This is a genomic window from Moraxella sp. K02, from assembly GCF_041154755.1.
GTDB lineage: Bacteria > Pseudomonadota > Gammaproteobacteria > Pseudomonadales > Moraxellaceae > Faucicola.
The window spans coordinates 1056249-1082442 of record NZ_AP031590.1 but is presented as its reverse complement, the minus strand read 5'-3'; the positions used below and the strand labels follow the sequence as shown (position 1 = coordinate 1082442).

Annotated in this window: 26 protein-coding genes; 10 read left to right on the top strand and 16 right to left on the bottom strand. The window is 43.3% G+C overall.

The window, feature by feature from the left end; all coding sequences use genetic code 11:
- The first annotated feature begins 150 nt into the window (after window positions 1–150).
- Together ACAM39_RS04965 and ACAM39_RS04960 are read left to right on the top strand one after the other, a co-directional pair.
- Entirely contained in the window at window positions 151–870 is a 720-nt protein-coding gene (locus ACAM39_RS04965; RefSeq protein ID WP_135888044.1) for a Bax inhibitor-1/YccA family protein, read from the top strand.
- A gap of 194 nt (window positions 871–1064) precedes the next feature.
- Window positions 1065–2084 (top strand): IS701 family transposase, encoded by a 1020-nt coding sequence (locus ACAM39_RS04960; protein ID WP_282841997.1) that lies wholly within the window; start codon window positions 1065–1067, stop codon window positions 2082–2084.
- Window positions 2085–2142: 58 nt separating this feature from the next.
- Here ACAM39_RS04960 and pdxH read toward each other — a convergent pair whose 3' ends face one another.
- The 5 genes from pdxH to cysS form a co-directional block, all read right to left on the bottom strand.
- Window positions 2143–2802, bottom strand: a complete 660-nt coding sequence (pdxH, locus tag ACAM39_RS04955) for a pyridoxamine 5'-phosphate oxidase (RefSeq protein ID WP_369628433.1) — start codon at window positions 2800–2802, stop codon at window positions 2143–2145.
- Between the two features lie 25 nt (window positions 2803–2827).
- Complete coding sequence (gene glmM, locus ACAM39_RS04950; protein WP_369628432.1) at window positions 2828–4183, bottom strand: phosphoglucosamine mutase; 1356 nt, start codon at window positions 4181–4183, stop codon at window positions 2828–2830.
- Between the two features lie 201 nt (window positions 4184–4384).
- Window positions 4385–5851, bottom strand: a complete 1467-nt coding sequence (guaB, locus tag ACAM39_RS04945) for an IMP dehydrogenase (RefSeq protein ID WP_007116763.1) — start codon at window positions 5849–5851, stop codon at window positions 4385–4387.
- A gap of 219 nt (window positions 5852–6070) precedes the next feature.
- Window positions 6071–6496, bottom strand: a complete 426-nt coding sequence (locus tag ACAM39_RS04940) for a YqaA family protein (protein WP_007116765.1) — start codon at window positions 6494–6496, stop codon at window positions 6071–6073.
- On the bottom strand, window positions 6497–7945 hold the full coding sequence (gene cysS, locus ACAM39_RS04935) for a cysteine--tRNA ligase (protein ID WP_369628431.1): 1449 nt from the start codon (window positions 7943–7945) through the stop codon (window positions 6497–6499).
- Window positions 7946–8052: 107 nt separating this feature from the next.
- Between cysS and ACAM39_RS04930 the strand changes: the two genes are divergently transcribed.
- From ACAM39_RS04930 to ACAM39_RS04915, 4 genes are all read left to right on the top strand, one after another.
- Window positions 8053–8661, top strand: coding sequence for a cob(I)yrinic acid a,c-diamide adenosyltransferase (locus tag ACAM39_RS04930; RefSeq protein ID WP_369628430.1), 609 nt, complete (start codon window positions 8053–8055; stop codon window positions 8659–8661).
- A gap of 62 nt (window positions 8662–8723) precedes the next feature.
- On the top strand, window positions 8724–9440 hold the full coding sequence (locus tag ACAM39_RS04925) for an ABC transporter ATP-binding protein (RefSeq protein ID WP_369628429.1): 717 nt from the start codon (window positions 8724–8726) through the stop codon (window positions 9438–9440).
- Window positions 9437–10255, top strand: coding sequence for an ABC transporter permease (locus ACAM39_RS04920; RefSeq protein ID WP_369628428.1), 819 nt, complete (start codon window positions 9437–9439; stop codon window positions 10253–10255). Before ACAM39_RS04925 ends, ACAM39_RS04920 begins: the two co-directional genes overlap by 4 nt.
- Window positions 10256–10296: 41 nt before the next feature.
- On the top strand, window positions 10297–10923 hold the full coding sequence (locus ACAM39_RS04915) for a LysE family translocator (RefSeq protein WP_369628427.1): 627 nt from the start codon (window positions 10297–10299) through the stop codon (window positions 10921–10923).
- A gap of 4 nt (window positions 10924–10927) precedes the next feature.
- Here the strand turns inward: ACAM39_RS04915 and ACAM39_RS04910 are convergent, their stop codons facing one another.
- The 3 genes from ACAM39_RS04910 to ACAM39_RS04900 are packed head-to-tail and all read right to left on the bottom strand — an operon-like array spanning window position 10928 to window position 14364.
- Window positions 10928–11656, bottom strand: a complete 729-nt coding sequence (locus tag ACAM39_RS04910) for a sulfite exporter TauE/SafE family protein (RefSeq protein ID WP_369628426.1) — start codon at window positions 11654–11656, stop codon at window positions 10928–10930.
- 56 nt (window positions 11657–11712) lie between these two features.
- Window positions 11713–13011, bottom strand: a complete 1299-nt coding sequence (locus tag ACAM39_RS04905; RefSeq protein WP_219331185.1) for an adenylosuccinate synthase — start codon at window positions 13009–13011, stop codon at window positions 11713–11715.
- 57 nt (window positions 13012–13068) lie between these two features.
- The gene (locus ACAM39_RS04900; protein WP_369628425.1) at window positions 13069–14364 is read right to left on the bottom strand and encodes an ATP phosphoribosyltransferase regulatory subunit; all 1296 of its coding nucleotides are present in this window, start codon (window positions 14362–14364) and stop codon (window positions 13069–13071) included.
- 304 nt (window positions 14365–14668) lie between these two features.
- On the opposite strand from ACAM39_RS04900, the gene ACAM39_RS04895 reads away from it, so the two are divergent.
- The 3 genes from ACAM39_RS04895 to corA all read left to right on the top strand — a co-directional run bounded on the left by ACAM39_RS04895 (window position 14669) and on the right by corA (window position 17358).
- A complete protein-coding gene (locus ACAM39_RS04895; protein WP_369628424.1) occupies window positions 14669–15262 on the top strand; it encodes a glutathione S-transferase N-terminal domain-containing protein in 594 nt (197 codons plus the stop codon).
- Between the two features lie 44 nt (window positions 15263–15306).
- Window positions 15307–15690 (top strand): DUF2237 family protein, encoded by a 384-nt coding sequence (locus tag ACAM39_RS04890; protein ID WP_369628423.1) that lies wholly within the window; start codon window positions 15307–15309, stop codon window positions 15688–15690.
- 507 nt (window positions 15691–16197) lie between these two features.
- Window positions 16198–17358 carry a magnesium/cobalt transporter CorA gene (gene corA / locus ACAM39_RS04885; protein WP_369628579.1) on the top strand — a complete coding sequence of 387 codons (1161 nt, stop codon included), beginning with the start codon at window positions 16198–16200 and terminating at the stop codon, window positions 17356–17358.
- A gap of 93 nt (window positions 17359–17451) precedes the next feature.
- Here corA and ACAM39_RS04880 read toward each other — a convergent pair whose 3' ends face one another.
- The 8 genes from ACAM39_RS04880 to ACAM39_RS04845 form a co-directional block, all read right to left on the bottom strand.
- Window positions 17452–18087: a hypothetical protein gene (locus tag ACAM39_RS04880; protein WP_369628422.1), complete on the bottom strand. Its 636-nt coding sequence runs from the start codon at window positions 18085–18087 to the stop codon at window positions 17452–17454.
- Window positions 18088–18294: 207 nt separating this feature from the next.
- A complete protein-coding gene (locus ACAM39_RS04875; protein ID WP_369628421.1) occupies window positions 18295–19227 on the bottom strand; it encodes an electron transfer flavoprotein subunit alpha/FixB family protein in 933 nt (310 codons plus the stop codon).
- A 68-nt stretch (window positions 19228–19295) separates the two neighbouring features.
- On the bottom strand, window positions 19296–20045 hold the full coding sequence (locus ACAM39_RS04870) for an electron transfer flavoprotein subunit beta/FixA family protein (protein ID WP_369628420.1): 750 nt from the start codon (window positions 20043–20045) through the stop codon (window positions 19296–19298).
- Between the two features lie 467 nt (window positions 20046–20512).
- Window positions 20513–20725 carry a cold-shock protein gene (locus ACAM39_RS04865; protein WP_007116781.1) on the bottom strand — a complete coding sequence of 71 codons (213 nt, stop codon included), beginning with the start codon at window positions 20723–20725 and terminating at the stop codon, window positions 20513–20515.
- A gap of 211 nt (window positions 20726–20936) precedes the next feature.
- A complete protein-coding gene (locus ACAM39_RS04860; protein WP_369628419.1) occupies window positions 20937–21476 on the bottom strand; it encodes a hypothetical protein in 540 nt (179 codons plus the stop codon).
- Between the two features lie 148 nt (window positions 21477–21624).
- Entirely contained in the window at window positions 21625–22641 is a 1017-nt protein-coding gene (gene ilvC, locus ACAM39_RS04855; protein WP_062330296.1) for a ketol-acid reductoisomerase, read from the bottom strand.
- 56 nt (window positions 22642–22697) lie between these two features.
- Entirely contained in the window at window positions 22698–23189 is a 492-nt protein-coding gene (gene ilvN / locus ACAM39_RS04850) for an acetolactate synthase small subunit (RefSeq protein WP_100269883.1), read from the bottom strand.
- Complete coding sequence (locus ACAM39_RS04845) at window positions 23189–24904, bottom strand: acetolactate synthase 3 large subunit (protein WP_173846746.1); 1716 nt, start codon at window positions 24902–24904, stop codon at window positions 23189–23191. Before ACAM39_RS04845 ends, ilvN begins: the two co-directional genes overlap by 1 nt.
- Window positions 24905–25649: 745 nt before the next feature.
- Between ACAM39_RS04845 and ACAM39_RS04840 the strand changes: the two genes are divergently transcribed.
- Complete coding sequence (locus tag ACAM39_RS04840) at window positions 25650–26126, top strand: DUF4124 domain-containing protein (RefSeq protein ID WP_160001937.1); 477 nt, start codon at window positions 25650–25652, stop codon at window positions 26124–26126.
- Window positions 26127–26194 lie beyond the last annotated feature (68 nt).

The window sequence follows — 26194 nt, the reverse complement described above, 5'->3', positions numbered from 1 at the left end:
GCACGTTATGCCCAATCAGTATTTTATATTACAAAATTGCTAACCTTCGTTGTGCAGTTAATGTATACAAACTCGTTGCTATTTGCTAATTTAAGGTAATTGATATCTAGTTAACTTTTGGAATTTTTTAACGCTTGGGAGCAAATTTTTATGGCAAATCCGATTATATCTCGCGCTGAACTTGCGGTTAGTACGACACCGATGACGGTCAAAGGGGTCATCCGAAAAACCTCTTTTCTGCTAGGTCTGACAACCTTATCGGGTGTTGGGTTCTTTGGCTATTGCCTAGCTAGTGGCGTCACTTCAGGTTTTATTAGTGTAGCGGCTTTAGCCAGTATCTTGGTGGCTTTTGTATTGAGTATGGTAATTATCTCAAAACCCCACATAGCTAAAACATTGGCAATTCCCTATGCCATTTTAGAGGGCATCGTGATTGGCGCGATTTCTCTTTTTGCTAGTATTAAGTTTCCCACAGTTGCTCCGACGGCGTTGGTCGCAACTTTTGTGACCGCTGCCGTGATGCTGGCGCTTTATCGCAGTGGCGTAATTAAAGTCACCCAAAAATTTCGTTCTGTGATGATGTCGGCTGTGATTGCTATCATGCTGGTGTATTTGGTACAAATCGGGTTTAGCCTATTTGGTAGCTCACTGCCGTATTTGTTTAGCGGTGGCGTGGTGGGTATTGGTTTTAGCTTGCTGGTGATTGTAATTGCATCACTTAGCTTGTTATTAGATTTTGATAGTGTTGAGCGAGCCTATGCCGCAGGGGTGGATGAAAGCTATGAATGGCTACTAAGCGTTGGTATCTTGTCAACACTGGTATGGATGTATATTGAATTTGTGCGTTTACTGCGTTCACTGCAAAACTAATTTTTATTAATAGGACTTACGCAAAAAGCATAAAATTTTGCGAAAGCGGATAAAAATATAGTATAGTCAATCCTAAATTATAGTAAGCACCGTTTGCCCTGAGCTTGTCTAAGGGTAACGGTCGTTATGGTTCGACAGGCCTACCACGAACGACCCTGTTCGATATAATTCAGTTTTCACTATAGCATAAAGAGATGAAGAAAAAAGCTATCACCCGCCTAGACTACTGTCAATATTTACTGGTAAGCCAAACCAATTACACCCTTACCAACTACGCAGAACATCATCCTGAATCAATTAGTCATGACCGCATCAATCGATACCTACGTCATGACAAACTAAAACCCAAGCTCGTATGGGAAAAAGTCAAAGACGACATCGTATTAGACGACGATGGCTATCTTATCTTTGATGACAGCATACTCGATAAAAATCATAGTCACAAAATCGAATTGGTTAATCGCCAATACAGTGGCAACGCCCATCGCATTATTAAAGGCATCTGCATCGTTAACTGTATCTATGTCAATCCAAAGACCGAACAATACTGGCTCATTGATTACCGTATTTATGACAAAACCACCGATGGCAAAAGCAAACTTGACCATCTAAAAGACATGCTACAGCACAGTATTGAACACAAACAAATTAAATTCAAATATGTGCTCATGGATACATGGTATGCCACCAAAGACATTATGCTGTATATTGATAACTTACAAAAAATCTATTATTGTCCTTTAAAATCCAATCGCAAAGTCGATGATTCAAAAGGAGTAAACCCTTACAAAGCAGTCAACGAATTAACTTGGACTGACCAAGAGCAACAAAATGGCAAACTGATTAAAATACATGCCTTTCCTAAAGATTACAAAGTGCAACTGTTCCGAGTAGTGGTTAATGAAAACCGCACGGACTGGATTGTCACCAATGACACCAATCAGGATTCATCAGATGGCACACGATTGGTGTGTGCCATCCGCTGGAAGATTGAGCAGTTTCACCGAGAACTTAAACAACTCACTGGTATTGAAGCTAATCAGTGTCGTAAGGCTCGTATTCAGCGGAATCATATTTGTTGTTGTATGCTGGTTTGGCTGCAGTTAGCCAGACAAGCTAAACGGTTAAAACAATCTTTATATCAGGTTAAAAGGGGTTTACTCAGTGATTATTTGCGTGAGCAGTTACGCTCGCCTTCGGTCGTCTTTGCGTAAGCCCTAATTAAATAAAAAAACACGGTTTAAAGTACCGTGTTTTTTTATGGCTTGCAGTTTAAGGTAATAAGCGTTCCATCACCCATTGCTCGTCATCTAGCGAATAGACGATGCGGTCATGCATACGATTGGCTCTACCCTGCCAAAATTCGATTTTTTCTACTGTCAGCAGATAGCCACCCCAAAATTCTGGTAAAGGAATTGGGTCATCGCCATACTGCACAGTTAATTGGGCAAATTTGTCTTCCATTACCTCGCGGCTGGCAACCACGCTGCTTTGTGGCTCGCTGACCCAAGCCGCTAGTTGGCTGTCACGGGGGCGGCTATGAAAATACTGCGCGGATTGTTCACGGCTAACCTTTTGCACAGCGCCGGTAAGACGGATTTGTCTTTCTAGGCTTGGCCAAAAAAATAATGCTTCAGCATTGGGGTTGGTCGCCAAATCACAGCCTTTGGCACTGTCGTAATTGGTATAAAACACGAGGCCAATGCCCGTGTTATCCAATTTGATAATTTCACGCATCAGTAAAGTGCGCACACTTGGCTGCCTATCACGTCCACAAGTCGCCAGTGAAAACGCATACGCTTCCCCTTGCTTGCTATCAATCGCTTGCTGCACCCAAGTTTGTAGTAAGCCAAACGGCTGCTCTGGCAAGTGTGATTCGATAAGCTCGCCTTGCTCATACGATAATCGTTGACTGGTAAAATCAATACTCATGTTTTATCCTTATGAAATGTCAACTTTACGCCATCACTTGGCGTACTTTTTCAGCAAGTTCATTGGCTAGCATATCGCACTCAATCTCATCATCGCTTTCGACCATCACCCGAATTAATGGCTCTGTACCTGATTGACGAATTAGTAAACGACCCCGTCCTATCAATTTTTCTTCGGCAGCTTTAAACGCATTTGCCAATTCTGGGAAGGTATAGGGATCTTGTTTTTGCACCAATCTGACATTGACCAATTTTTGTGGTAGCTGGGTATAACCCTTCATCAGCTCTGATAATGATTGTTTGCTCTGCGCCATCACCGCAAGCACTTGCAGACCTGCCACAATCGCATCGCCCGTACTGGCTTTATCTAGGGTTAAAATATGACCCGATGACTCACCGCCCAGTACCCAGCCATTTTTCTCAAGTCCTTGCATGACATAGCGGTCGCCAACTTTGGCGCGCTCAAAGGCAATACCGGCTTTGTCAAACGCCAATTGCAGACCCATGTTGGTCATCAATGTGCCTACCACGCCATCGACTTGTTGCTCTGCTTGGGTGGCTAAAATATATAAAATGCCGTCACCATCAACCAATTCGCCTTTTTCATTGACCATGATGATACGGTCGCCATCGCCATCTAAAGCAATACCCACTTGGGCATCATGGTCAAGCACCGCTTGTTGCAAGTTTGCCGGATGCGTAGAGCCGACATTGTCGTTGATATTAATGCCATCGGGTTTATCGCCAATGGCAATGACGGTTGCTCCTAACTCACGTAATACACGGGGTGCGACGCTGTACCCTGCCCCATTGGCACAGTCAACGACGATTTTGAGGGCATTTAAATTTAGATTATAGGGGAAAGTGCCCTTACAAAACTCGATATAGCGACCCTTGGCATCCTCCACACGATAACTTTTGCCTAGCGCTTCTGGGGCGTCAATGACGACATTGATATCTTTGATTTCATCAATTTTTTCATTGATGGCTTGCTGAATTTCATCTGACAGCTTTTTGCCCTCATTGGAGAAAAATTTGATACCGTTGTCATAAAAAGGATTATGGGATGCCGATATCACCACGCCTGCATCAGCGTGAAAACTTCGGGTCAAATGCGCGATGGCAGGAGTTGGAATAGTGCCTAGCATATGCACATCTACCCCTGCGGCGTTAAATCCTGCTTGCAGACAGGCTTCAATAACATAGCCAGAAAGCCGTGTATCTTTACCAATGACGACATTGGGACGATGATTTTCGTTTGGAGCTGCTTGGTTGGCTAGCAGCACTTTACCCGTGGCATAGCCTAATTTGATTAAAAACTGCGGATGTATCGGAAATTCCCCAAACTTACCACGAATACCATCAGTACCAAAATAACTCATTTAATTCTCCTTTGTCGCCCGTTGTTGTTATTACAATATAAAATTTTAGCATAGCAAAATTTCACGCATGTTGCGACATCTGTTTGTTTTCATGGGTCACTTGGCAAGGGGTCAATCTAGGCTATAAAAACTTTAGGCGATAAATCGGGCTATAAAAAAAACTGGGTATTTAACCCAGTTTTAGCCCAATCAACCTATCACTTAGTTTACACGGTAATTAGGGGCTTCTTTGGTGATTTGTACGTCATGTACGTGAGATTCTTTCATACCTGCCGAAGTCACACGCACAAACTGTGGTTTGCTACGCATTTCTTCAATATTGGCACAGCCTGTATAACCCATTGACGAACGTAAGCCACCGGCTAATTGGTTGATGATACCGTTCATTGGACCTTTGTAAGGGACGCGACCTTCGATACCTTCGGGTACCAATTTTTCTACCCCTTCTTTGGCGTCTTGGAAATAACGATCGGATGAACCGTTTTGTCCTGACATCGCCCCTAGCGAACCCATACCACGGTAGGCTTTGTAGTAGCGACCTTGGAATAGCTCAACCTCCCCTGGCGCTTCTTCGGTACCGGCAAGTAGCGAACCCACCATGATAGAGGAGGCACCCGCTGCTAACGCTTTTGCCATATCGCCTGAAAAACGGATACCACCATCGGCAATCAGTGGAATATCATTTTTTAACGCATCAGCCACGTTACTAATCGCTGAAATTTGCGGCACGCCAATACCTGCGATAATACGTGTGGTACAAATAGAGCCCGGACCGATACCCACTTTGACCGCATCAGCACCCGCATCACGCAACGCGAGTGCCGCATCAGCAGTGGCGATATTACCGCCAATCACTTGGATGTTTGGATAGTTCTTTTTCACCCAAGCCACACGATCAATGACGCCTTTTGAATGACCATGTGCGGTATCTACGACAATCACGTCCACATCGGCAGCGATGAGCGCTTCAACGCGGGCTTCTGTATCTGCCCCCGTACCCACTGCCGCGCCAACACGTAGGCGACCTTTGCTATCGCGGCAAGCATTTGGGTTGTTTTCGGCTTTGGTGAAGTCATTGACAGTAATCAAGCCTTTTAATTGAAAATTGTCGTCCACAACAATCACTTTTTCGATACGGTGTTCGTGTAGCAAACGTTTGATATTCTCTGTGGGCTCGCCTTCTTTGACTGTCACCAATTTTTCTTTTGGGGTCATGATATTGCGAACAGGCTGGCTTAGGTTATTTTCAAAACGGATATCACGGTGGGTGACAATACCCACGACTTGGTTACCTTCTACCACAGGCACACCGCTGATTTTGTTTTCTTTGGTGATGCGAAGCAATTCACCCACACTGGTATCGGGTGATACACTGATAGGATCAACAACCGTACCGGCTTCAAATTTTTTCACCCGGCGTACTTGCATGGCTTGTAAATCAATGTCCATGTTTTTGTGCAAAATACCCATACCGCCAAGCTGGGCAATGGTAATCGCCATTTGCGATTCAGTCACGGTATCCATCGCAGCAGATACGATGGGTAAATTTAGCTCAATACCGCGCGTCAAACGGGTTTTTAAATCTACCATCTTAGGCAAGACTTCAGAATAAGCAGGTAGTAGCAGCACATCATCAAAGGTAAGTGCTTCATCAACGATTCGTAACATAAAGACCTCGGAGCAGTTAAGAGTAGTTAAATAGTAATTAAAATTTTGTCGTGGTGAAAAATTTGACAGCCAAAAAACCGCAAAAGGCTGAACAGTTCCCTGCCCAGCCTTGTGGTTTAGTCTGTTGTCAGCTTAAATCGCAATTGACACCATCTTTTATTTAAGTTTTAAATTAACCGCCTATTTTAGATAAAAAACATGTCTATTGCAATCATTTTTCTAAATTACACCGAGATAAAGCGCATATAAGCTTACATAGCGGGCGGTCTTGGCAATCGTCACCAACAGCAAAAAGCGCCAAAACCGTTCACCGAACACACCGGCAAACAACGTAATCGGATCACCGATCATGGGTGCCCAGCTAGCAAGCAATGACCAAAACCCATATTTTTGATAGACACGCTTGGCTTTGGCAAGCTTGACAGCCGATACCGGAAACCAAGGCTTGTCATAAAAGCGGTCGATCTGACGCCCAAGCCAAAAATTGACACACGAACCCAATACATTACCAACGCTTGCCACCACCAATAGCAGCCAAGCCTTATAGTGTCCCTTGGCCAATAAGGTGACAAGCACCGCCTCAGATTGCATGGGCAATAGGGTTGCCGAGCCAAAGGCGGCTAACCATAGGAACCAATAAGCCAATTACACGCGGCGCCAAGTCGTGCCATGTTTACCATCTTCTAGTTCAATGCCTTGTGCTTTTAGGTCACTGCGGATTTGGTCAGCTTTGGCAAAGTCTTTGTCCGCTTTGGCTTGCTTGCGGGCTTCGATGAATGCTTCAATCTCGCTATCACTTAACCCGGTCGTTTCGCCCACTTTCGCTTGTAAAAAATCGGTTGGATTAAGCTGTAAAATATTGAGCGGTTGTGCCAAATCTTTTAGCAATGTTGCCAATGCCAGCGCTTGGGCATTGCCCTCAGCGGTTTCAAGATTGACCGCTTTGTTGATTTCACGTGCCAGACTAAATAATACACTCACCGCCCCTGCACTGTTAAAATCATCACACATCGCTTGATTAAAGGGGGTTTCAAATGGGGTTTTGTCAATCTCGCCCGCTGGGTCGGTGAGGCTTTCTACAGATTTTAATGCTTGATACAGACGCGTGAGGCTGGTTCGGGCTTCTTTAAGCGCACTATCCGAGAAATTTACCGGACTGCGATAATGACTCGATAAAATAAAGAAACGAATGGTCTCTGGGTGAAACTGCCCCATCACATCGCGAATGGTAAAGAAATTACCCAGTGATTTTGACATTTTCTCGCCGTCAACATTGATAAAACCCACGTGCATCCAGTTGTTGGCATAGGTTTTACCGGTTGCGCCTTCAGATTGGGCAATTTCGTTCTCGTGGTGCGGAAACTGCAAATCATGCCCGCCGCCGTGGATATCGAAGGTGTCGCCCAAGCAGCAAGTACTCATCGCCGAACATTCGATATGCCAACCTGGGCGACCCACACCCCAAGGCGACTGCCATTTGGTCTCAGATGGCTCTGTTTGTTTGGCAGATTTCCACAATACAAAGTCAAACGGATTTTTTTTGTCTGTCTCAACATTTACGCGCTCACTGGCACCTGCTTGCATATCGGCTAAGCGACGCTTTGAGAGTTTGCCATACTCAGCAAAATTTTCGACCGCATAATAGACGTCACCCGTTGCGCCTTGATAGGCTAACTTTTTGCTTTCCAGGGTTTGGATTAGATGCTGCATCTGTGGGATAAAATCCGTGGCTTTTGGTTCACTGTTAGGACGCTCACAGCCCAAATTATCAGCATCTTCGTGCATGGCTTTGATAAAGCGGTCTGTCAACTGATAGATACTTTCGCCATTGTCCTTAGCGCGGTTAATAATTTTGTCATCAATATCGGTAATATTACGCACATAGTTGACATCATAGCCAATATGACGCAGCCAGCGCACGACCACGTCAAAGCCGACCATGACCCGCGCATGACCGATGTGGCAATAATCATACACCGTCATCCCACAGACATACATGCCAACTTTGCCTGCTTCTAAGGGCGTGAATGGGCGCTTTTGTCCACTCATCGAGTCATATATGGTAATCGGCATGGGCTGTGTCAGCTGTGTCATGGGATAGTCACCTTTGCAAATTGGGTAAAAAAGACAATCGGTTATCATACCGAAATTTTGTTAAAAGTGCTATGATTTGGCATATTTCACACTTTAAGGTCTCTATAATGGGCAATCGATTATCAAAGATTTACACCCGAACGGGCGATGACGGCACCACTGGCATGGCGGATGGTTCACGCATTTCCAAGGCAGACTTACGCTTTGACGCCATGGGCAAAATTGACTTATTAAACTCACAAATCGGTTTATTACGGGGCTATCTTAGTCAAGATAACCATACTCAAAATCGCCAAGCCCAACCTAACCATGCCCAACCTAACCACACCCAATTTGATGCCAAACTAAGCCGCTTGCAGCACCAGCTTTTCAATCTCGGGGGTGAACTTGCCATGCCCGAATACCGCGGGATTTTGGCAGAGTATGTGACAGAACTTGAAAATCAAATTGATGAGTGGAACACCCATTTACCACCTCTCAAAGATTTTATCTTGCCTGCAGGCACCATTGTGACCAGCCAAGTGCATATCGCTCGTTGCTATTGCCGAGACGCTGAGCGCCTACTCGTGGCATTAAACTCGCGGGATGATAATGTCTCACCACTCAGTCTACAGTTTATCAATCGTCTATCCGATTGGCTGTTTGTATTGGCGCGTATCGTTGCTAGGTTAGATGCCGGTCAAGAAGTGCTTTGGGATAAAAACACCCTGTCATAACCCTATCACGATACTTTAAAAACGCTATGCGTTAAAAACACTATACTTTAATTTAAAAAGCTATGCTGCAATTTAGCCAACTATCCTACCAAATCGACAATCGAACACTAGTCAATCATGTTTCAGGTGAAATTCATGAGCATGATTTTATTGTCATCACCGGGCAGTCTGGCAGCGGCAAATCGTTACTACTAAAGCTGCTATCGAGCCTACTACCTATGTCAGCAGGTCACGTCACCTTAAACGGCAAAAATTTGACCGATTTGACGCCGGCTATTTGGCGCTCACAGGTTGCCTATATTGCGCAACTAAGTGAGATGATTGAGGGCAGCGTCTTAGACAACTTGAGCCTGCCCTTTAGCTTTGCACTTTATAAAGACAAAGAAATCGATGTATCTTGGCATGAGCAGCAGCTAGTTAACCTTGGCAAATCACCGCAGTTTTTACAGCAAGATAGCCGCAGCTTATCGGGTGGCGAAAAACAGCTTGTCAATTTATTACGCACGCTACAGTTGCACCCGACCATTTTATTACTCGATGAGCCTACCGCCTCCCTTGATACCACCACCACCCACCAAGTCGAAACATTGATTAACCACTGGTATCAATCCACCCCCAATGCTACCGTCGTGTGGATCAGCCATGAACCGACCCAAATTCAGCGCTTATTGGCAATTGGCACTAGCCACTGGACGATGGCTAATGGTCAATTGAGCAATGACGAGTTAACAATCGATAGCAAAGTACCCGCATCAATGGCGCAAGGCAATCAGCCATGATGATGTTAGCCAGCACCATGCCCGCTATCTCCTACCTACAAGTGGCGCTGGCAAGCCTGGCATTATTACTGGTGATGGCAATCAGTGTTTGGTTGAAACTGGGTATCGTCAAATCCCTGCTCATTGCAAGTTTTCGCACGGTGGTTCAACTAAGTCTCATTGGACTGCTACTTGCGTGGATTTTTGCCAGAGAGCAATGGTATGAAGTGTTGGCAATTTTGACTTTTATGTCGATTATCGCTAGTATCGCTGCCAAAAATCGGGTTAACAAACCCTATCAAGGTTTATTTTGGGATACGGCATTGGCGGTGTTTGTCAGTAGTTGGGTGGTGGCTATATTTGGTGGTGGGTGGGTGCTGTCAGACAACGCTGCTACATGGTTTCGTCCGCAAGTGATGATACCATTATTGGGGCTGATTTTAGGTAATTCATTGACCGCTGTCTCACTCTCTATGAACCAACTTGTCAGCAGTTTTCATCGCGAACAAAATATGATTAATACCTATTTGGCATTGTCCGCCACGCCTTGGGAAACCGCAAGACCCTATGTCATTGCTGCCATTCAAAATGGCATCACACCGACGATTAACAGCATGATGGTGGTGGGGGTAGTGAGCTTGCCGGGTATGATGACAGGACAAATTTTGGCAGGTGCAGATCCGCACCAAGCCGTGCTTTATCAAATTATAACCCTGTTTTTAATTGCCACCAGCAGTACCTTAGGGTGTACAATAGCGACTTTGCTGATTTTTCGACGGTTTTTTAACTCGCAATGGCAGTTTGTCATCCCACCCACTGCCAAGGCCTCTGACTAACCGTTGATTGGCTATCTTTCACTTATTTACTAAAAATTCTAATGACCCTGCAAAATTTCTTATTTTTTTTAATCAGTACTTGCCTTATCTCGGCAGCACCTGGCTCTAATATGCTGTTAGCGTTCCAATTTGGTGTCAATTATGGCATCAAAAAAACCTTGTGGACGTTAGCAGGGCTGAGCATGGGTTTATTTATATTACTGACAACGTCACTGTTAGGGCTAGGGCTTATCAGTACCAACGCGCCTTTTTTGCTGACGGTAATCAAAGTCGTTGGCGCGCTGTATTTAGCCTATCTTGGGATAAAATCTTGGCGCCAAGCTGACAGCGAATTGCACAGTGACCAGTTACAGGTGATACCGACCCCCGCGCAACTGTTTAAAACAGGGGTTTGGGTGTCGTTGTCCAACCCCAAGGCGATTTTGTTTTTTGCCGCATTTTTCCCCAAATTTATCAATTTTTCCTCGCCTTTACTGCCGCAATACCTCATGCTCACGGTGGGTTTTTTCATGATTGAGATAACGTGGCAACTGGTTTATACCATGAGTGGCAAAAAACTATCGGATTGGCTGCAATTGGGCAATCGCTTGATATGGCTTAATCGATTATGTGGGTTGATATTTATCATCATTGCCATGGCGCTCATCACTGAGATTTTTTGGCATTAGCGGTTCAAAAAAAATAGCGGCGGGCGATATCGACAATCAATTTGAGTGCTATGAGGGTGAGTAGATAAGGCAGGATTTTTTCTAGCCAGTCTAAACGGATTTTATGGCGCAGTCGGGTACCAAGCCATGAGCCCACGGTTGCCATGATGACCATCATCACTAGCAACTGCCAATAATCGGCAAACACAAATCCCATCGCCACATAAACTAGCAACTTAGCGGTATGCACCACTGTCATCATCAAGGCGCCCGTAGTAACGACGACATTGTTATCATCATAATATTTATTGAGCATCGCGATATTGAGTGGACCCGGTGTGCCAACAAACACGCCCAAGCCCGTTTGTGCAAATCCGACCAAAAAGAAACTTTCAAAACGGCGAATCACTCGGTTAAAAGTGCTTGACCAAGTTATTAGTAAGATATAAATGCTGATAAATAACGGAATAAGCTCTAAATGGATAAAGCGCACTAACACGCCAAATACCAACAGTCCCGTCAATGAGCCCGCCAAAAATTGCCAAAAATAGGTAAAGTCTAAGGCATCGCGCCCAAACCAAGCACGAGTGGCATTACTGACAAGCTGGGTCACACCATGCACTGGCACAATCGCTGCAGCAGGCACAAAAAATGGCATCAGTCCAATGAGTATCATGCCGCCGCCCACGCCTGTGATGGCAGTTAAAGCAGAGGTTAATAAATTAGCTAAGGCGAGTAAGCTATCATTCAGCATTTTTTACCCTAAAATAAAAAACCCGATGTCACATCGGGTTTTTTGATAAGTGAGGGTTAGGCATCGTATGGGTCGCGTAGCACGATGGTTTCGGCACGGTCAGGACCTGTTGAGATAATGTCAACGGGACACTCGATAAGCTGCTCAATGCGCTTGATATAAGCTTTGGCATTTTCAGGTAGTTTGTCATACTCTGTCACACCTACAGTGCTCGTTTTCCAGCCTGGCAATGTTTCGTAGATGGGTTTGACATTCTCGTAAAACTCCGCATCGCTAGAGCCGCAAACTTCACCACTTGGCAACTCATAACCCGTGCAGATATTGAGCTGTTCAAGGTCATCTAATACATCAAGCTTGGTTAAGCAGATACCAGATAGTGAGTTTAGTACCACAGCACGGCGTAGAATCGCTGCATCAAACCAACCACAACGACGGGCGCGGCCTGTAGTAGCACCAAATTCTTGACCGACAGTACCGATGTGCTCACCGATATCATCAAATAGCTCAGTTGGGAAGGGACCCGCCCCCACGCGTGTGGTGTAAGCTTTGGTGATACCCAATACGTAGTCAAAGTACAAGGGTCCAAGACCGGTACCCGTCGCCACGCCGCCAGCGGTGGTGTTTGAGCTGGTAACGAAGGGGTAAGTGCCGTGGTCAACGTCAAGCAATGTACCTTGCGCGCCTTCAAACATTAAGTTTTTGCCTTCTTTGCATAGCTTGTCAAGCTCGCCTGTCACATCAGCCACCAAGTCTTTTAGCGCATCACGCCATTCTTCTGCCAACTTTAAGGTCGCATCAAAATCGACTGCGTCCACCCCATAGTATTGGGTCAAGGCAAAGTTATGAAACTCAAGGTTAGTTTTTAATTTATCGGCAAAGTCAGCCCGCAACAAGTCAGCAAAACGCAACGCACGGCGCGCTACTTTATCTTCGTAGGCAGGGCCAATACCACGACCGGTCGTACCAATTTTGTTGTTGCCGCGTTTGATTTCACGGGCTTGGTCAAGCGCTACATGCTGTGGCATGATCAGTGGGCAATTGGGTGAAATACGGAGTCGCTCACGCACAGGCACGCCTGCTTCAACCAGTGACTGCATTTCTTTTAGTAGCGCATCTGGGGCTAGCACCACGCCATTACCGATATAGCAAGTAACCCCTTCACGTAGAATACCCGATGGAATCAAATGTAATACGGTTTTTTTACCGCCAACGACTAAGGTGTGACCGGCATTATGACCGCCTTGATAGCGCGCCACAGCACTGGCTTTTTCAGTCAATAAGTCAACGATTTTGCCTTTACCTTCATCGCCCCACTGGCTACCAAGGACAACGACGTTTTTTCCCGTATGTTTCATGATAAGTCACCTTTTATCAAAGTAATTGCTAAAAACAAGTTTACAACAGTTTAAAAATTAATTTTCTGCCAAATGCTCTAAGTACCAAACCCCATTCGCTACTTGCAAGCGATGGGTGGTTTGCTCAGGCTCATCGGTTTCATCCAGCGCAATCATCACCCGATGCCCTTCTTGGCGTAGTGAGTCAATCGCTTGTTTGAGCGCTGGCGCATCAGGATGATTGGGTACATGTAAAATAGTTTGTACATGGCTATAAGGCACCACGGTAAAAGGCTGCTCATGTACTTGGATATGATTTTGCCAACGGTTTAGCTCGCAGCTAAAGCCAACGCCCGAACGCACGGCATCGGTATTATCAACTTCATGATGAAAATGATTGCTAAAGCGGCCACCACGAATCAGCGGCAATGACTCATCTGCCACGTACACATTAAAGACAACGCCTGTATGATAGTGATATCCCAATCCTGTGACATCGACACTGACATTGGCATCCCAGTGATCTTCAAGATAGCTCACCAGATAAGTCAAATCAGACAAGGCTTTGGCAATGATAGCATCGTGTTTGGCTTGAGTTGAGAGTCGTTCGCTCAGTTTTTGTAAGTCATTACCTGCCTCGCCAAGCACATAAAAATCGTTGGCAAGTTCGCCAAACTGGCTCATTTTGCTGGTCAAAAGTTTCAGCTCAGGTAACGCTTTATTAGCATAGAGCTCAATGAGTTTTTCTTGCAGATGCGTAGGTACACTCGCAAGCTGGCAAAGCTGCTGAAAAATCGCCACATGACCAATATCAATATGCGAGCGTGCAATCACATCCGTGCTATCTAACAAGGTAAATAGTACATCTAATAGTTCCACTTCACTGGCTAGTGAGTCGGTACCAAAAATCTCAGCGCCCAACTGTAGCGGGGTGCGCGAACCAAATAAGCCTTTTGGCATGGTATAGATTACATGCCCGGCATAACAATAGCGGGAAATTGATTTTGATGGGTTACTAGTATCTTGATTATTGTGAAGACGCGCATCAATCCGCGCAATTTGTGGGGTGATATCTGCGCGTACCCCCATGAGCCGACCGGTTAGCTGATCAATGATTTTAAAAGTTTGTAATTTAACATCTTCAGACGCATAGCCGAGCAAGCTTTCGGTATATTCAATCATAGGCGGGCTAATAAATTCATAGCCATGGCTGATTAAAATACGGGTCAATTGATAACGCAGGGTTTCTTGCTTTACCGCTTCGGTCGATAGTAAGTCGACAACCCCATCGGGTAATAGCCAAGTATTTTTTGTATTAAGATAAAAAGCAGACTGATTTGCCACACTTGTGGAATTTGATGCTAAATTTGACACAATAAATCCTAAGGATGATTAAATGATATATCACTAGACATGACAACAAGCGGCCATATGAAAACATAGACCATGAATTACCATGTAAAATCATAGAATAATCGATGAGAAGGGCACTTACAAAAATAAAATAAGCAAAGAATAAAATAAGGGCACTTTTCCTTTTCATTGTATCATAGCTTCACTGGGCTTAGGCATTTTTTTATTGCCCAATTTTTTATGCTAAAATCCTATAAAATTTTATTAAAATTTATTTATTTAAACTTACAGCCATGCAACCGTTCTAGGGAAATCCAATTTACTCATGAAACTCTTTGTCTCAACCACCTCCCCTTTCGCCCGTCTCGTGATGGTCGCCTGCTTACGCCAGCAAATCGATGCCGAGCTTATATTTGTCATGCCTTGGGAAAACCCACAAGAATTATTAGCGGTCAACCCTTTTAGCCAAGTACCTGCCCTGCTCACCGATAATCAATTACTCATCACAGAAAGCAGTGTGATTTTGGCGCATCTGATGCCACAAATTTTTGCTGATGAAAAATCTGCCGCTTTAACGAGCCTGAGCCTCGGCATTATCAACCAAACTGTTCGCGCCTTTGCTACCGAGCGCTTTCAGCCATCACGTGCTACCCCTCATCCATTTATTGAGCGCTCGACCAGTCTATTGTCTAATTTACTCCCCAATGCACCACAGCTCGATGCACAAAGCGATGCGTTAAGCCAAATCTTTTTTGGCATTGCCTTAGGGTATTTAAAATTACGTTTGGCTGAGGTGTTTGAAAAGGCAGTCACTGAGGCAAACAAAGCGGCACTCGAGCAATTTTGTCAGCGAGATTTTATGCAAAAAACTCAGAGTACTGCTTTAGAAAAACTACCAACATCTATCTCTCAACTTTAGCCAATCATCCATCTAGCCCAATCAAAACATTAAAAGAGCTCACTATGTCCTATCATCCAAAAGCTGAATTAAACCAAACCAATGTGCTGGGTACCGCACTAGCGAGTTGCTGTTTTGACCCGTTAACAGGTTATTATCGAAATGGTTTTTGTCATACCGGCGCTGGTGACGTCGGCTTACACACGGTTTGCGCCAAAATGACCCGAGAATTCTTGGAATTTTCTGTTGCCAAGGGCAATGATTTGGTGACGCCTTTACCCGAATTTGGTTTTCCAGGGCTGCAGCCCAATGATTTTTGGTGCGTGTGTGCCCTGCGCTGGGTGGAAGCATTGGATGCGGGGGCTGCGCCGCCGCTAAAGCTTGCCGCATGCCATGAGAGCCTCTTAGAGTTAGTAGATATAGAGACACTGCAGCAGTATGCTATTTAAGGCGATATTGAAAAAATGACCGTTGCTAAGTCCATGGTTAACTAGATTCAACTAGGTTTTAGCGGTCTGTCACGTATAATTATCTTGAGATTGTCATTTTTCACTGTTATCATTATCCATCTAATTTTAGCCGTATGATTGCATTGTCAATGCATGACTTCTTTTTTTATTCGTTTAAAAATCACTGAGAATTACAAAATAGCAAGAACACACAGGCACATTTGCCTACTTTGATGTTTACTTGCTGTTTTGTGGTTGCTACCTTTTGAGTACTTTGATAACGACTGGACACATTTATTCGATCTGATACAACTCTTTCAAATCGTGATAGCGAGGTTTTTGGTTATGACGCCACCCCACCAAAACAAAAATTTATCTGAACGCAGCGACGATTTATTAGAGCACCCCACTCAGACGACCCAGCACGTCACTCTGCCGTTAGCCTCAACACTTAATCCGCCACATGATATGTCGACGGATTCTTTTACCCTTGCCAACGCTGATGTCATGTATGATGAAATCACTGATGAAGAACTCGATTTGCACGGTGATGATAGTTATATCTATGGCGAAAATTATGACGATGACGGCACTGTCGAAGTCTATGCACCGACCGATGTACCACCCCCTGAGTACAACCCTGAAGCTGAAATCACCGAAGATCGCTTTAAAGGGAAAAATGAGATTGCCAACTGCTTTGCCTACTCTCGTAAATCTGGGGAAAAAATCGGCGAGATTGAGCTTGATGATGTGCGCCGCGAATTATCCAACAACAACGTATTTGTTTGGGTAGGACTGCATGACCCAAGTATCGAAACCATTCGAGAAGTTCAAGAGGCATTTGACTTGCACGAACTTGCCATCGAAGATGCTTTTGCTGAACATCAACGCGCCAAAGTTGAAAGCTATGGTAATGATAGTGTGTTCGTGGTGGTACGAACCGCCAAATTGACCGAAAATACCATTCGTTATGGCACTACGGCCATCTTTATGGGCAAGCAATATATCATCACTATTCGTCAAGGTGCCTCTCATAGCTACCAAAGTGTGCGAGATTTTTGTCATCGCCGACCAGAAAAATTGCGCCTTGGACCCATCTTTGTGCTGCACGCCATCCTAGACTTTATCGTCGATAACTATTTACCTATCACTGAAAAATTAGGGCGTTATTTGCGTGAGCAAGAACGGGAAATTTTCTCTGAAAACTTTAACAAGCACACACTACGCAATTTGTATGAATTAAAATCACAGCTCGTACATATGCGCGCTGTCATCTTGCCCGTACAAGATATCTGTAATTTTTTTATCAATCATAAAAAGACTGATTTGATTCCAAGTTTTCCTAGCCAAGCCAAACCGTATTTTCGCGACGTCAATGACCATCTACTGCGTGCGCTCGATGCGGTCAATGGACTCAACGAAATGCTCAGTGTTGCCATGGATACTTACATGGCAGTGGTGAATATGGGTCAGAATGAGGTGGTACGAAAACTTGCCGCTTGGGCAGGTATACTCGCGGTTCCAACCGCCGTGGCAGGGATTTATGGGATGAACTTTGACAATATGCCTGAACTAAAAATGCATTATGCCTACTATATTTTGTTGGCATTTATTTTGACCATTTGTTTCACGCTTTACTATCGCTTTAAAAAGGCAGGGTGGTTGTAACTTTACCGCTAGACTTTAACCATAAAAGCTTAATAGATAATACTATTAAGCTTTTTTTATTGCGCTATTCATTTGTCAATGACAAATAATTGTCTATACATCAATTAAATTAAACAGCTCATCAATTTCTGCTTTCAAATGATACATTTCGGTGTCATTCCATTTTTTGGATAAATGACTAATGGGCAAAATCACACAGTGTAAATCGCGATAAATAATGGCATTAAAAGTATTTCTCACGAGAGTTTTATTGGCTTCTCGTTCAAAATATTTAATTACATCAATATTTTGGGTAATGACTAAGACAGGTTTTAAAATACTATATAGCCAATCAAATACATGGGTATGTTTATGCTGGGGGCTTAGTAAAGTCTTTTTGGCGGTGATAACACTATAAAGATAAGTTTCAATCACAGGATGATTTGAGATTTCATCAATCAAATTTTGCTGAAATATATGGTTGCGATTCCACTGTAAATCATCATTGTAACTAGCGATGTCATAATGCTCAGCAAACGATTCACGGTCAAACCCCATGTCATCATTCCAAATATCGGCATCGAACACGTCTAAATTAACTTCGCGAGCAGGATTGTAGCCGACCATCATGATTTTGCAATTAAGGGGCGACCCTGAACAGATAAAGGGACGTACTTTTACATCGTCTAGTTGCTGCTCGCTAAGCCGCTGCTGCATCTCTGTACGGAATTTTTTTAAATCCATTTTCACAATTTATTCCCAAAAAATTTGCTATCAATAAAATCCCATAATTTTTATTATATTACCTAGTCGCTATACAACAATCAATATACTTTTAGCGACAATTAAGTCACTGCTTAGCGCGTAAATAGCAAATAAAAAAACCTCAAAGAGCATGAGGTTTTTTTATATTTATCGCCTATATATTTATCGCTTGGTAGCTTATGATAGCGGCAATTACAATTTGCTAGTTAGTTCTGGCAAGACTGTAAAAATATCACCTTCTAGGAAATAATCAGCCACTTGAGAGATAGGCGCTTCTGGGTCATTGTTGATAGCAACGATAACTTTTGAATCTTTCATACCTGCCAAATGCTGAATGGCACCTGAGATACCTGCGGCGATATATAGGTTTGGCGCGACAATTTTACCCGTTTGACCCACTTGTAGGTCGTTTGGCACATAACCTGCGTCAACTGCGGCACGTGATGCACCCATCGCAGCGCCTAGTTTATCAGCGAGTGGCTCAATATATTTGGTAAAGTTTTCACCGCTGGCTAATGCACGGCCACCTGACACAACAATTTCTGCAGCAGTTAATTCTGGACGATCAGATTTTGCCAGCTCTTCACCGACAAATTTTGATTTGCCCGTATCTTCGCCTGCACTTACTTGTTCTATGCTGGCTGCGCCGCCTTCTGCTGCGGCTGCATCAAATGCGGTGGTACGAACTGTGATGACTTTTTTGCTTTCAGTATCTTTAACAGTTGCAACGGCATTGCCTGCGTAGATTGGACGCTCAAATGTCTCTGCATCAATCACAGCGGTTACATCAGTTAGCATATTTACGTCTAACAAAGCGGCAACGCGTGGTAAGAAGTTTTTACCTGTTGTTGTCGCTGGCACAACGATATGGCTATAATCACCTGCAAGCGATACGACGAGTTTAGCGACGTTTTCAGCCAACTGATGTTCAAAAGCAGCGTTACTTGCGCAAAGCACCTTTGAAACACCTGCTACTTTAGCGGCTTGTTCTGCCACGGCTTCACAGCCAAGACCTGCAACTAATACAACGATATCGCCACCGATTTTGCTTGCTGCCGTTACGGTGTTGAGTGTTGCTTTTTTCAGCTCTTTATTATCATGTTCTGCATATACTAAAATTGCCATGAGATTTTCCTTAATATTTGATAATCGCTATCGTTAAATGACGAATTAAATTGAAGGTAGTTAAATGATTAGATAACTTTAGCTTCGTTTCTTAATTTATCGACTAACTCGTCAACCGATTTAACTTTAACACCCGCTTTACGCTCTGCAGGTGGCGTTACTTTTACGATTTGAATGTTAGTAGCGGTAGAAACACCATAATCTTCTGGTTTTTTCTCTTCTAATGGTTTTTTCTTCGCTTTCATGATGTTAGGCAGTTTGGCATAACGTGGTTCATTTAACCGTAAGTCAGTAGTGATGACCGCGGGCAATGATAACTGAACGGTTTGTAAGCCGCCATCGACTTCACGTGTTACGGTGACACTGCTACCGTCGACTTTTATTTGTGATGCAAAGGTTGCTTGACCCACATCCATCAATGCCGCTAGCATTTGACCTGTTTGGTTGTTGTCATAATCAATCGCTTGTTTGCCTAGTAAAATGATGTCAGGCGCTTCAGCTTGTGCAATCGCTTTTAAAATTTTTGCCACTTGTAGTGGATGCACAGTGTCGGTAGTTTCAACTAAAATACCACGATCTGCACCCAGTGCCATTGCACCACGGATTTGTTCTTGTGCTTCTTTAGGTCCGATAGATACAACAACAATTTCAGAGACCACGCCCGCTTCTTTTAGGCGTACAGCTTCTTCCACAGCAATCTCATCAAATGGGTTTATAGACATTTTAACATTGGTTAAGTCAACACCAGTGTTGTCCGCTTTTACACGAACTTTTACGTTATAGTCAACTACACGTTTAACAGCAACTAATGCTTTCATACGTTCCTCGTTTGTTATATGAATTAAAAAAGGAGGATAAATCCAAGTATCCCCAGTCATGATAAAATAAACATCCTATTCTTCTTAACTTAAAGCTTGGTGAGCCAACTTAGCAAGCTAAAAAGAATACTTATACTGTGAATACTCACAATACCCATCATCTTCGTTAATAATATATGTTGCGATAACTTACCCAACAAATCAAGAAAATCCTATGAATTTTAAGTCATAAAAAAATGGTTGGAAAACATCAAAAATTCTTGAATTTTTCGAATATATCATAACTAAAATAATTAGGGAAATTTTTTAACTAAATATTCAACATACAATGTCTTGTGCTTGATATAAACATTAAACACAAAACAAACGCGCATAAAAAAAACAACCTATCGTCTGGTTGTTTTTCTTTATTGCAAGCTAATTAAGATAAGCAGTTAATAAACAAACAATTAAGCTTGTAGTTATTATTATTGTGCTTCAATTTGTTCGGCTTGTGGGCCTTTTTGACCTTGGCTCAATACGAAGCTCACACGTTGACCTTCTTTAAGTGTTTTAAAACCTGAACCTTGGATTGCACTGTAATGAGCAAAAACGTCTTGACCGCCATTGTCTTGAGCGATGAAGCCGAAGCCTTTGCTCTCATTGAACCATTTTACAGTACCAGTAGCTTTATCTGACATAAAAAATCCTACATTAAAAATTAACTATGTTATCTATAACGCTTGCAATTACCTAGGTAAATACAGGGTGTTATAAATTGTCATCGCCAAAAGTTTGTTAAGTGTATTTTAGCGAATAATGACAGTATAGCCTAGTTTTAGCGTTTCACCTACTATTTTTTGAATTTTTTACCACAAAGTTACAATTAACAAGGGATTTAAATTGACGTTATTAAGCTAGATTAAAGGCGATTACACCGTTCATCAACATGTTGATAAATATCGCAATACTAGTCACAGTAATCACCAGTGAAAATGATAGGCTGTAGTCCATGTATTTGATGGGCATACTCATGTCATCGACATCTTTAATATCGCCCGCCTGATCTTTAAGTAGATAAAACCCATAAATCCAACCAAATATGCTATACAAAATATAGGCAAATGGCACGACTTTGGCAATGCTACTAAATCCGCCATAATATATGGCTACGACAGATACCATGAGCCACACAGTTTCTAATATGGAGCTCACGCTAAATAACGTCGATTTCGGCAGTTTTCCTAAGTTTTTCTTCAAAACAATGGATTCATACGCAATCAGTAGCGCGACAATTAGCGTACCGACCAGATAAATTGCTTGCCAATTTAACGTATAGCTATCCCCCATCAGGTGATTCAAAGGATTTGCCAATGCAGGCAAAGAACTTATGCCGCTAAAAGTGTGTAACAAAGTTGCAGTGGACAACTGCCAAACAGACGCTATATTCAAAACAAATCTCATAAACTTTATATCGATGCCCATTATTTTATACTAAAAAACCCTGTCTATGTAACTTTACACAGCGCAGGGTTATTGTCATTTTATTGTTTTTACCAATTGGGCATGATGCCATCGGCAAAACTAACGGGGTGAAGAACTAGTTTTTCTCTTTGTCGATGATTTTGCTTGAGGTAATCCAAGGCATCATACCGCGAAGTTTGGCACCTGTTTTTTCGATTTCGTGCTCAGCGGTTTGACGGCGGCGCGCTGTCATTGATGGATAATTTGACATACCTTCAGCGATAAACATTTTTGCATATTCGCCTGATTGAATACGTTTTAGGGCATTACGCATCGCTTCACGTGATTGGTCGTTAATAACTTCTAGACCTGTTACGTATTCACCGTATTCTGCGTTGTTACTGATTGAGTAGTTCATATCAGCAATACCGCCTTGGTACATCAAGTCTACAATCAATTTTAATTCGTGCAGACATTCAAAGTAAGCCATTTCTGGGGCATAACCTGCTTCAACCAAGGTTTCAAAGCCCATTTTGACCAGCTCAACCGCACCACCACACAGTACCGCTTGCTCACCAAATAGGTCAGTTTCAGTTTCGTCTTTAAACGTTGTCTCGATGATACCTGAACGACCGCCGCCGATGCCCATCGCGTAAGATAACGCCACTTGTTTGGCTTGACCAGACGCATCTTGGTAAACGGCGATTAAGTCAGGAATACCGCCGCCTGTGGCAAATTCGTTACGCACGGTATGACCCGGTGCTTTTGGCGCAATCATGATGACATCTAGGTCTTTGCGTGGTACCACTTGGTTGTAATGGATTGAGAAGCCATGGGCAAATGCAAGCGTGGCGCCTTGTTTGATGTTTGGCTCAATCACGTCATTGTAGAGTTGTTTTTGGAATTCATCAGGGGTCAAAATCATGACTAAGTCAGCTTGCTTGACGGCTTCTTCTACTTCAGCCACTTTTAGACCGGCATTTTCTGCTTTTTTCCAAGATGATGAATCTTTACGAAGCCCTACGGTGACATCAACACCACTGTCTTTTAGGTTTAATGCGTGGGCGTGACCTTGTGAGCCATAGCCGATAATCGCAACTTTTTTGCCTTGGATGATTGATAGATCACAATCTTTATCATAAAAAATGTTCATAACTATTTCCTTGTGTAAAAAACAACTACTATTAAAAGATTAAAAGGTTGGTAAATTTAGACGCTGAGGATTTTTTCACCCCGAGCGATACCAATAACACCAGAACGTACCACCTCTAAAATGCGTTCACGTCCCATCAATTCGATAAAGCCGTCCAATTTTGCGGTGTCACCGACAATTTGAATGGTATAGACATTGGGCGTGATATCAACAATACTTGCACGGAAGATATCCGCACAGCGCTTCACTTCTTCGCGGTTGCTGCCCGTGGCGCGTACTTTGATCAGCATGAGTTCGCGCTCAATATGTACAGTATCGGTCAGCGTGGTTACTTTAACGATTTCAATCAGCTTGTGCAACTGTTTGGTCATTTGCTCAATCTTATTTTGATCGGTATCTGTGGTCAAGGTCAAACGCGATAAAGTCGGGTCATCGGTTGGGGCGACGTTCAATGTCTCGATGTTGTAGCCACGTTGTGAAAACAAGCCAACCACACGAGACAGTGACCCTGATTCATTTTCCATTAAGACAGAAATTAAATGTTTCATTAGGTACGCTCCCCTTTGGCTAACCACATATCACGCATTGACTGACCTGCTAATTGCATTGGATAAACATGCTCGTTTTTATCGACGAGCACATCGATAAATACCAATCGATCTTTGAGTGATAAAGCATAAGCAAGTTGTTCATCAAGTTTGGCTGGGTCGGTGATTTGGATACCGACATGACCGTAAGCTTCTGCAAGTTTGACAAAATCTGGTAATGAATCCATATAAGAGTGCGAATGGCGACCTTCATAAATCATGTCTTGCCATTGTTTGACCATACCCAACTGGGCGTTGTTAAGATTTAAAATCTTCACGGGTAAGTTATATTGTAGGCAAGTTGATAGCTCTTGGATATTCATCTGAATTGAGCCTTCACCTGTGATACAGACCACATCACGCTCTGGATTAGCAAGTTTGGCTGCCATTGCATAAGGCAACCCTACCCCCATGGTGCCTAACCCACCTGAGTTTAACCATTGACGGGGCTCATCGTATTTATAGTATAGGGCGGCAAACATTTGGTGTTGACCCACATCAGAGGTGATGATAGCTTTACCATGAGTTAACTCATATAAGCGCTCAACAACGTGCTGGGGCTTCATGCCATTGCTGTCATCTTTGTCGTAGCGTAGACCATGACGTTTACGCCATTCATTGATTTGCGCCCACCAATCATTTAGCGCGGCTTGGTCAAGCTGTGCGTTATTTTCTGTTAATACGGCGAGCATATCACTTAGCACATTTTTTACATCACCGACGATCGGGATATGTGCGTTAATGGTTTTTGAGATTGACGCAGGGTCGATATCAATATGGATAATTTTAGCGTTTGGACAGAATTTTTGCGTATTGTTGGTCACACGGTCATCAAAACGCGCACCCACAGCCAAAATCACATCTGAATTGTGCATGGTCATATTGGCTTCATACGTCCCATGCATCCCAAGCATACCTAAAAACTGTTTATCCGAACCTGGATAAGCGCCCAAACCCATCAAAGTATTGGTCACAGGTAAATTCAGTAAACGGGCTAATGCGGTTAATTCTGCACTTGCGTTTGACGCAATCACGCCACCACCTGAATATAAAACAGGGCGTTTGGCTGCAATTAAAGTTTCGATGGCTTTACGAATTTGTCCTGAATGACCGCGAACCGATGGTTGGTAAGAACGCATACTGACCGACTCAGGGAAATGATAAGGGAATTTTTCGTTAGGCGCAGTTTTATCTTTGGGAACATCAATCACCACAGGGCCTGGACGACCAGAGCTTGCGATATAAAATGCTTTGCGCACGATTTCTGGGATTTCGCTGGCATGACGTACTTGAAAACTGTGTTTGACGACAGGACGTGACACACCAATCATATCAGTTTCTTGGAACGCATCATCACCGATGAGGCTTGAAGGCACCTGACCTGAGATGATAACCATCGGAATGGAATCCATAAACGCGGTAGCGATGGCGGTAACCGTATTGGTGGCGCCTGGACCTGATGTGGCTAATACTACCCCGGTTTGACCTGTCACACGGGAATAAGCATCTGCCATATGACCCGCTGCTTGTTCGTGACGCACGAGGATGTGCTCAATGCTATCTTGTTTGAACAACGCATCATAAATATGCAACACGGCGCCACCTGGATAGCCAAAAATGTATTCTACACCTTCGTCAATTAGCGCTTGCACCAGCATTTCTGCACCAGACATCATGACAGGTTCACCTGCTGAGGCTTTGGCGGTTTTTTTGTCAAAATTGGGTGCAGCGTGAGCCGTTTGGTTTTCTCCCGTCATATTGGGAGCTTGGGTAGTTTGAGTCACTGTCATCACCTTTTATGGTCGTCTTCAAAAATGATACTGGGAAGTTGTTTCAGATAAAAATTGCTAAATGATTAGCAAGAATCTTCAACACTGCCATAAGGTAACAGTGAACAAATCAGACGAGGGCAAAAAGCATGATAACCAAAAAAGAAAGCATCACGAAAATTACGTAATGTATAAATTGATGGCTACTTTTTGTCTTTGTTGACCGATAAGTCAGGGTTGTTAGATTCTTTTGTTTAGATTCATAAACAACAACAACGGTAAAAAATGCTCTCATCCAATTGGAGAGCCTAATCAGCGGATAGCGCCAATTAGCTTAGATTTTACCAATTAGTAACCAACGATAATTGTTACTAACGACCAGTAGAGGACTTATGATGTGAGTTTTTTTAACACTTGTCAATAAAAAAAAGCTACTAGAATTTATAACTTTTAGTTATAGATAAATGAATTCGTTTTAAGGCTTGGTTTTAAAGCTTAATAAACTTTAAAATCTCGGACTGATTGAGCCAGTCGTTTTTAGAAAATTACCTTTAGGAAATTAAACGATTATCCTGTCGAAATTTACTGCTAAAAGCTATCAAGCTGTGATAGGCTATCGCATAATTTTCTCGTTTCTTGCACAGGAAAAACAATGTTAAAGCCACTGTTTTTGTTATCACTCATGTTATCACCATTCGTTATGGCGAGTTCAAATGCAGCAACTTATTACAAGTGGACTGACAAAAATGGTGTGCCGCATTATAGCCAATATGCGCCGACCAATGGTGTTAATTTGCGACAAGTGCAAGTGGTTAATACCCGTGAACTTGGGCCTAGTAGTCGTGCACCTGCAACCGCTGGCAATAGCACAGGTGCTGCTTCAGGTGTATCACCAACACTGACAGCCGATCAAAAACGCGCTGCTGAGCTTGAAGCACAAAATCAGCAACTCAAAAAACAGCAAGATGCGGAGCGCTGCAAAGCCTTACAAAGTACCCTTGCCAACTTAAATCAAGGCGGGCGCGTCTATGAGATGGATAATAAAGGTGAACGTAAATATTTAGATGGTCGTGAAATTGAGCTACGCCGTCAGCAAGTCGCGCAAACAGTGAGCCAATACTGTAAATAACTTGGCGTGCTATATGACTTTAGCATTCAATTAAAATTAGCATTCACTTAAAAATTAAAGGGGTGTAA